The organism is Ammoniphilus soli (genome assembly GCF_040813775.1).
On the sequence record NZ_JBEGDL010000075.1, the window covers coordinates 1 to 7,646 of the forward strand.

6 protein-coding genes and 4 pseudogenes are annotated in these 7,646 nt (G+C 40.7%); 8 read left to right on the top strand and 2 right to left on the bottom strand.

The window, feature by feature from the left end:
- Nucleotides 1-294 precede the first annotated feature (294 nt).
- The 4 genes and pseudogenes from ABLT31_RS37710 to pdxS all read left to right on the top strand — a co-directional run.
- Nucleotides 295-810 (top strand): annotated as a pseudogene (locus ABLT31_RS37710) (LytS/YhcK type 5TM receptor domain-containing protein); the annotation flags it as partial.
- 6 nt (nt 811-816) lie between these two features.
- The gene (locus ABLT31_RS37715) at nt 817-1,566 is read left to right on the top strand and encodes an ATP-binding protein (RefSeq protein WP_367760870.1); all 750 of its coding nucleotides are present in this window, start codon (nt 817-819) and stop codon (nt 1,564-1,566) included.
- 66 nt (nt 1,567-1,632) lie between these two features.
- Nucleotides 1,633-1,755, top strand: coding sequence for a hypothetical protein (locus tag ABLT31_RS37720; protein ID WP_367760865.1), 123 nt, complete (start codon nt 1,633-1,635; stop codon nt 1,753-1,755).
- A 68-nt stretch (nt 1,756-1,823) separates the two neighbouring features.
- Entirely contained in the window at nt 1,824-2,708 is an 885-nt protein-coding gene (pdxS, locus tag ABLT31_RS37725; RefSeq protein ID WP_367760866.1) for a pyridoxal 5'-phosphate synthase lyase subunit PdxS, read from the top strand.
- 146 nt (nt 2,709-2,854) lie between these two features.
- Here the strand turns inward: pdxS and ABLT31_RS37730 are convergent, their stop codons facing one another.
- Together ABLT31_RS37730 and ABLT31_RS37735 are read right to left on the bottom strand one after the other, a co-directional pair.
- The gene (locus ABLT31_RS37730; protein WP_367760867.1) at nt 2,855-3,052 is read right to left on the bottom strand and encodes a YvrJ family protein; all 198 of its coding nucleotides are present in this window, start codon (nt 3,050-3,052) and stop codon (nt 2,855-2,857) included.
- Between the two features lie 248 nt (nt 3,053-3,300).
- Entirely contained in the window at nt 3,301-4,632 is a 1,332-nt protein-coding gene (locus ABLT31_RS37735; protein ID WP_367760868.1) for a hypothetical protein, read from the bottom strand.
- A gap of 382 nt (nt 4,633-5,014) precedes the next feature.
- On the opposite strand from ABLT31_RS37735, the pseudogene ABLT31_RS37740 reads away from it, so the two are divergent.
- The 4 genes and pseudogenes from ABLT31_RS37740 to ABLT31_RS37755 form a co-directional block, all read left to right on the top strand.
- Nucleotides 5,015-5,152: pseudogene (locus tag ABLT31_RS37740) on the top strand (nitronate monooxygenase); the annotation flags it as partial.
- A gap of 23 nt (nt 5,153-5,175) precedes the next feature.
- Nucleotides 5,176-5,628: pseudogene (locus tag ABLT31_RS37745) on the top strand (acetyl-CoA hydrolase/transferase C-terminal domain-containing protein).
- Between the two features lie 279 nt (nt 5,629-5,907).
- Nucleotides 5,908-6,717: an enoyl-CoA hydratase/isomerase family protein gene (locus ABLT31_RS37750; RefSeq protein ID WP_367760869.1), complete on the top strand. Its 810-nt coding sequence runs from the start codon at nt 5,908-5,910 to the stop codon at nt 6,715-6,717.
- Nucleotides 6,718-6,761: 44 nt separating this feature from the next.
- Nucleotides 6,762-7,397 (top strand): annotated as a pseudogene (locus tag ABLT31_RS37755) (tyrosine-type recombinase/integrase); the annotation flags it as partial.
- Nucleotides 7,398-7,646 lie beyond the last annotated feature (249 nt).

Below are 7,646 nucleotides of genomic sequence, written 5' to 3' on the forward strand. Positions count from 1 at the left end.
GCTACCGTACTGGAAAAAGAGCCAAAGTCCATTTTGATCTGGTTACTCTTGTTTACAATGCATCCAAGTTAGCTGTAGATCGGATTCGAAAGGAGATGGAAAACGCTAAAAAGGCAGTGGCTTAATTTAAAAACTCACGTTTTACCTACTAGGTAAAGTCTACAGTTTTTTAGGAAACTCAATTATGAAATTGATTCATTTAAGAGACATTTAATTAAATCTACTAAGTCACGAAAAAACTATTTCGGCTTCCGAATTAATATGTATCGTTATTGTGTGAGGAAAGAATGTGTCATGGAATATAATAATCTGTTATTAAATTTTTTTATTGTGTTACTTTCAATTTTTTTCTGGTTCTGTTTTCCTCGAAGAATCTTTGAGCGTTTTCATCTTATAATGCCAAGTATATTATTATCAGTTGCAAGTGTGTTATGCATTATGTTTCCCTTCGCAGTATTTGGAGACCAGATCTATGATTTACGCTTTATCCCCATATATTTAGGTTTTTTATATGGAGGATATAAAGTAGGTACTGTAGTAGCAGGTATATCATTTCTCTATCGTATAATCATTGGATGGGAGGCAGGGGTATATGTGTTTTTTTCTCACATTCCCATCTTACTTCTTATTTTTTTTCTTATTCCTCGCTATCCATATTATAGTCGAAGCCGAAAAGTGTATACAGTCATTCTGCTCTGTTCTCTCAGTACCTTAACTTGTATTGTCAACATATACCAAAATCATTTATATAGGGATATTCAATTTTATCCAGTCTATTTAATTGTTCAATTTATCTGTATATGGATGGTCATCGTTATGATTGAGACTGTGAGAGAAAACGAGGTCTTACAGCAAAAAATGCATCGTGCCGAAAAGAATCATGTAATTGGAGAATTAGCTGCTTCATTTGCTCATGAAATAAGGAATCCCTTGACTGTGGTACAAGGATTCACACAAATTCTGAAAAGAGAACTCCAAGCTGAAGAACATCACAAATATACTGATTTAATGTTAGTTGAATTAAAACGTACAGAATTTATTATCAACGAATATCTATCCCTTGCAAAACCATGTAATGAAAGAGCAACCAAAGTAAAAATTACTCAATTATTACAAAATCTAAAAGACATACTCAATATGTATGCAATACAAAAGAATATAATTATTCAAGAAAATATAGAGGAATCACTTTTTGTCCAAGGGGTACCTGACAAGCTAATGCAAGTATTCATGAATATCATGAAAAATGCCATTGAAGCCACTCCGGCAGATGGGACGTTGTTTATCTCCGCCTATCGTGTGGAAAGCCAAGTGGTTATACGAATTAGGGATACTGGAAAGGGAATGACAAAAGAGGAAATGCTTCGTCTGGGAAATCCATTCTATTCCACAAAGGAAAATGGAACCGGACTTGGCCTTATGGTTAGTTACCGACTCGTTGAACTAATGAACGGAACGATTGAAGTTCAGAGTGAGAAAGAGAAGGGAACTCAGTTTACTATATGTTTTCCTTCTTGGGATGATGAATCAGATAATGGATTCAATCTTGCCGAAGTTACTATATAAATTAAATGAATTTTGAAACGAGATAGCGATTTTCAAAATACGAACCAAAGATGAGGAGGTTATGTAATGGACCGTTGTGTACAATGTCAAGAAGAATTATCAATTATGGAGCAGAATCGAAGTGTGTGTTGGGCCTGTCAGGATATTATTTCTGTGACTTACTCTGACGATCAAATTCAAGTGGAATAATGCTCTGCATTAATAGTTAAGAATTTTTTTAATAAATGAGTATTAATAATAGCCAGGGGGATTAGTATATGAGTGAAAAGGGTACTTCAAGGATAAAACGCGGCATGGCTGAAATGCAAAAAGGCGGCGTGATCATGGACGTCGTCAATGCAGAACAGGCAAGAATAGCAGAATCAGCTGGTGCGGTAGCCGTTATGGCATTAGAGAGGGTTCCTGCAGATATTCGGGCAGCTGGAGGAGTAGCTCGGATGGCTGATCCGACTATTATTGAGGAAGTAATGAAGGCTGTTTCTATTCCAGTCATGGCAAAAGCTAGGATTGGACATATCGTTGAAGCCAAGGTTCTTGAAACTTTAGGCGTCGATTATATCGATGAAAGTGAAGTATTAACTCCGGCAGATGAAGTATTTCATATAAATAAAAAAGAATTTATTGTTCCTTTTGTTTGTGGGGCTCGTGATTTAGGAGAAGCGTTAAGGCGGATTGGCGAAGGAGCTTCCATGATTCGGACAAAAGGTGAGCCAGGAACCGGAAATATTGTAGAGGCCGTTCGGCATCAACGGATGATGCAAAGTCAGATTCGAAAAGTTCAAGCAATGTCTTATGACGAGTTAATGGCAGAAGCCAAAAATCTTGGGGCGCCTTACGAATTGCTAGAGTTCATTCATAGGAATGGTAAATTACCAGTTGTGAACTTTGCGGCAGGCGGGGTAGCTACTCCTGCTGATGCTGCTTTAATGATGCTTCTAGGATCTGATGGAGTATTTGTAGGTTCCGGGATCTTCAAATCAGATCACCCTGAGCGATTTGCCAAGGCCATTGTAGAGGCCACTACTCATTATCAAGATTACAAATTGATTGGACAACTATCTAAAAATCTAGGTACAGCGATGAAAGGAATAGAGATCTCTACTCTTTTAAAGAACGAGCGTATGGCCGATCGCGGGTGGTAGTATAAGCAGTTTGTAAAATGCTTATTTAATCCTGTGAACAAGTGTGGGGAGACAAGGTGTTTTATGATTTTTACATATTTTTCGTCCCCACTCTTTTATACTGCTCGTTCCACCAGACAAGGTTTTACAAAAAAATCCCCTTACCATCAAAACGGTGAGGGGAATTTTTGTAGGGTCTCCGCCAACAAAGTCTCCTGTTTCCGTCCATGAATCGCTTGTGTCATGTCAGCGATTGAGGAAGTCAGCGCCTCCATCTTGCTTTCTACCCTAGTGAGTAAGTACCAGGAAACAAAGATGGGGAAACCCAAGTTGCTGATCAGTGGAATCATATCCAACTGTTCCATGGGTTTTCCTCCTTCTAGTTATTCGACAGGTGACAGGCACTTGTCGAACTATGATTATTGTTCTTCTATGCTAAAGTCCGTCACTGTTCGTTTTGTAATTCCAGCATCTTTAATCGATGCGATATCGAACAATTGGCAGTGCCACTTTTGATGGGAGCCTATTCTGCTATTGGGCAGAATTGTTTAATAAAATGACTATAACTATACGAAAAAAAGAGCAGATTGTCTTAGGCAACCGTTCCTTTTTATTAATGAAAAAAGGTAAGTATAGCAATACCAATCGTACACATGCTGAGCAGAAACCACCCATTATCCCGCGTCCCGACTTGTATGCTTGACCTTTTTACAAGAGTGCTTACCAATAGGTTGACAGGGTTTACCGGACTTAATACCGAAGAAGTGGCCCAGGCAAGCATAATCACCATAGCTAATGTTTCTTTGGTTGTGCCTAACAGGATCGGGTCCATCTGGGTGGCGAGTACGGTGACAACAACCACTTGATGAATTCCCATATAAGTTACACCAACCATGGTAATGAGGATAAACAGGGCAAACAGTAAAAAGGAAATCTGCGCCAAATCGATCATGAATACGCTGAGCCCTTGACCAAAGTTCGTCCCAGTAAGAGATTTCCCAAAGAAACCCGCACTAATATACATAATAATTTCGTTGTTCATAATGGGGACAGAGTTATCCCGATAATCAATAAGATATTGCCTCAACGATTTCCACTGATTGGAGAACAGGCACCATAGAAGCGGAAAAAGAATGGCTACAAAACTAACTAACACGAGCATGGACCAATGGGTGATCGATTCAGCGATAATGGTTACAGACATTAATGAAAAGATGATGACAGCAAGGAACTTTATTCTTTTTCCATGCTCGGGAGATACCGATTCTTCATGGTGGTTATTAACTTCAAACTTTTGCTTTCCGGCCCAAATACTAAACATGAGGTTTCCAATGATTAAAAACAAAACGCCTAAGCCAAGGCCATATGGTACATAATCGGTAATGGACACCTGCAGGTACAATAGCGTAATGGCAACGGCAGCAAAGTAGGGCGACCATAATATGGTTGTTGAAAAGCCAACCAGGTAGGCTTTGGACAAAAAAGTAGAGTTCATTTGTAATTTCTGAGCGAATTCATGAACAATCCGAATGGCACCAATGTTCAGTATCGGACCGAGAAAGAAGAGGACAGAAGTAATTCCCAGAAACAATTTTCTTGGATGATGCTGATACTGCTTAAGATATGACAATATGGAATCAAAAAAACCGCCCATTTTCAACGGGATGGATAATAATGGAACGAAAACAAGCAGGGTCAACAAAGGAAGATTTGCTGTAATTCCCTGAACAGCTGCTTCAACTCCATCCCCTTTCAAGATGGTGAAGACTATTCCGGCCAAAAACATCAGTATGCTGAAAAAACGCGGAGTGGGTCTTGCCAGTGTAATACTTCCTAAGAAAGCAATAAGGGCAAATGTGGCCAAGAAGTATTGGAGTCCTTGGGAACCAACAAAATATTGGATAAGAAACAGAAAACACATCACCAGTATAAAATAACTTCTCAACCCAACCACCTCATGCAAGAGATTGTATAATGTATACCTAAAAAAACAGATAGATGTGTCCGTTTCTTAGGGTTTAATTAAGGTTTTGTTCCTTTTGGTATACAATGTACAAAAATAATCTTACTTAATATGACTTTCTTTTGTCAATCATATTATAAAACCTAAGCACACTAGTTATAGTAGTTAAGATGTCGAGCGTTGGTCTCTTTATGCGTTTAGTGCATGGAATTGGTGGCTATTGGTCGTTTTTTTCATTGTTCCGTGGACCATATGGTTGAAATTAGTGGATAAGCAGAGAGTGGTAGAAATATTACTTAATGGTATGATCATTATTTTTATTACTGTAAATCTCGATTCATTAGGAACTCGGTTGGGTTTTTGGATGTATCCAGTGAAATTAGTCCCTATAACGCGAGTAACCGATATTTTCGGTATTAAATATCCCATCGTACAGGGAGGTCTAGCTTACTTGGCTTATGCCGAACTGGCGGCTGCCGTTTCCAATGCTGGCGGGCTCGGGTAGATTTATACGAATCCGGGGCGATTACGAATCAAAACAAGTCCCTTTACAAAGGCAAATCGACGGCTACCTTTGCGTTAGGCACAAGACGCTTATATGATTTCATTCATGAGAATAATGAGATTCTCTTCCTGCCGTGCAATGTAACCAACGATATTCGAAATATTGCTCAGTTGGATCATTTGGTATCGGTCAATTCTACTGTAGAAGTGGACTTCTTGGGACAATGCAACTCGGAAACCATCAACGGCAAATATTATTCTTCGTCAGGCGGTCAAGCGGACTTCACGAAGGGCGTGAGGCTCACGAAAAATGGACGCGGCATCATTTGTCTGTACTCGACTGCCAAGAATGACACCATTTCCAAAATCGTTCCGACGCTGCCGTAGGGTGCGGTGATTACCACATCCAAAAATGATGTGGACATGATTGTCACGGAGTTCGGCAAGGTTGAACTGAAGGCTAAAACGATCTAAGAGCGTACCCAAGCCCTGATTAGCATCGCCCATCCCAAATTTAGAGAAGAGCTTGCCTTTCATGCAATCAGAATGGGATTCCTCCCGCAAAAGAACTTCTTTTTTGTAAACCAAACTTAGGAAAGTAAAAATAGGGGAAGAAATATGCGTTCAATCGATATCAACTCGGTGATTGATGAAGCGAAATTGAACCGCTTCCATGGCCTAGTTCAGGGTGCTGTCCGGGTTATTGAAAAAAGTGACACGAATGTTTCGTAATTCACACGGGAGGTATTGAATATGAGTTATAGTACTCTTAATTTTGACATAGCGGATTTTGTTGCAACCATTACACTCCATCGTCCTGATGCTGCCAATGGCATGAACCTTGAATTGGCAAAAGAGCTGATGCAAGTCGCTTTGCGGTGTGATGAATCGCCTGAAGTGCAAGCTGTAATCATAACCGGCATCGGCAAGAGTTTCAGTGTGGGAGGCGACTTGAGGAGCTTTGCCCGGCAAGGAGCCGATTTGCCCCAGCACTTAAAGGAAGTGACTACTTATCTGCATGCGGCGGTATCCCGATTTACCCGAATGGATGCGCCCGTAATCACTGCAGTTAACGGAGTTGCTGCAGGGGCAGGAATGAGTTTATCGATGGCTTGCGATCTGGTTATTGCCAGCGAGTCAGCTCGCTTTACAATGGCCTACACGCAAGCCGGTCTGACTCCGGATATGTCATCCAGCTACTTTTTGCCGCGCATTGTAGGGTTAAAGCGTGCGCTGGAGCTTACGTTGACGAACAGAGTGCTTTCTGCACAGGAGGCGTACCAGTTAGGGATCGTAACGCAGGTAGTTCCGGATGCTGAAGTGCTGACCCATTCTTATGACTTGGCCGCGCAATTGGCAAATGAAGCGAAATCAGCGCTGGGTGCAGCCAAACGCTTGCTCCACAGCGGATGGAATCAAACGCTTGAAACTCAAATGGAAAATGAAACCCAAACGATCGCAAAAATGGCGCAGAGCGAGGAAGGCATCGAGGGGATTGCGGCTTTTCTGGAGAAAAGAACACCTGACTTTAACCGTAAACCAAACGTGGAATGGACACGTTAAGCCTATCTTTCTTGGAAAGGATGAAGAGAAATGCCGGAAAAGCTGACATTGAAGATTTGAAATCGGCCGATGAGGACCATGAAAAGATCATGTGGCTGACCGAAGAGGAGTTTGAGGATCTATTAAACCGGATGAGGAAAACGCCGGTGAAAAGTCGCGGAGTTGACCCGGAAGAGAAATATCGCCGAGATCGGGCCGTCGTCTATCTTCTAACATATGCTGGTCTTCGGGTCGAGGAATTGTCAAACCTGAAGTTGACCGACCTTGACTTAGAGATTAAACGAATTCGTGTACTAGGAAAAGGGAACAAGGTACGGACCATCCCGATTTCCAATACCCTTCTACACGAAATGAACGATTGGTTGAAGTTCCGCTCGGAAATGGCGAACAAAAAAGAACATGTAGCTGAATCATCTTATGTATTCTATAGCCAGCGATCCCCTCAGTTTTCGATCCGAGGGATACAGACCATGATTGAAAATTATAGTACCCTGAAAAAGAAGTTGACTCCTCACATGTTTCGGCATACTTTCTGCAAATGGATGTTGAAAGCAACGGGGAATGATATAGAGAAGGTTAGGAGACTGGCCGGACATAGTAATATTGCAACGACGTCTCGGTATTTGAAGGATAGTTATCAGGATTTAGCTGATGCTGTAGAATCTTTACCTAGATTTTAGATTAATCAATGTACACAAGAGAGCGAAGAACTGCTAATAGATTGAATGGAAATAGTTATCTCAAAAGTCTTGTTCTAAGATGAGATTGAGACTTTAATTTTGTTATGGGTTTTGAATAAGCTAGTTATCCATGATTAACCATAAGTAGCCACATCTTAAAAACTGTTGTTTATGAGATGTGGTTACTCAGCGAGAGGGAGTTTAGTAAAAAAAGAGATGTTAATTTTTACAACATCTCCTTTACTTATA

Coding starts and splice junctions, on each gene's coding strand:
- ABLT31_RS37715 (WP_367760870.1), top strand. CDS start 817: ATGATTGAGACTGTGAGAGAAAACGAGGTCTTACAGCAAAAAATGCAT.
- ABLT31_RS37720 (WP_367760865.1), top strand. CDS start 1,633: ATGGACCGTTGTGTACAATGTCAAGAAGAATTATCAATTATGGAGCAG.
- pdxS (WP_367760866.1), top strand. CDS start 1,824: ATGAGTGAAAAGGGTACTTCAAGGATAAAACGCGGCATGGCTGAAATG.
- ABLT31_RS37730 (WP_367760867.1), bottom strand. CDS start 3,052: ATGGAACAGTTGGATATGATTCCACTGATCAGCAACTTGGGTTTCCCC.
- ABLT31_RS37750 (WP_367760869.1), top strand. CDS start 5,908: ATGAGTTATAGTACTCTTAATTTTGACATAGCGGATTTTGTTGCAACC.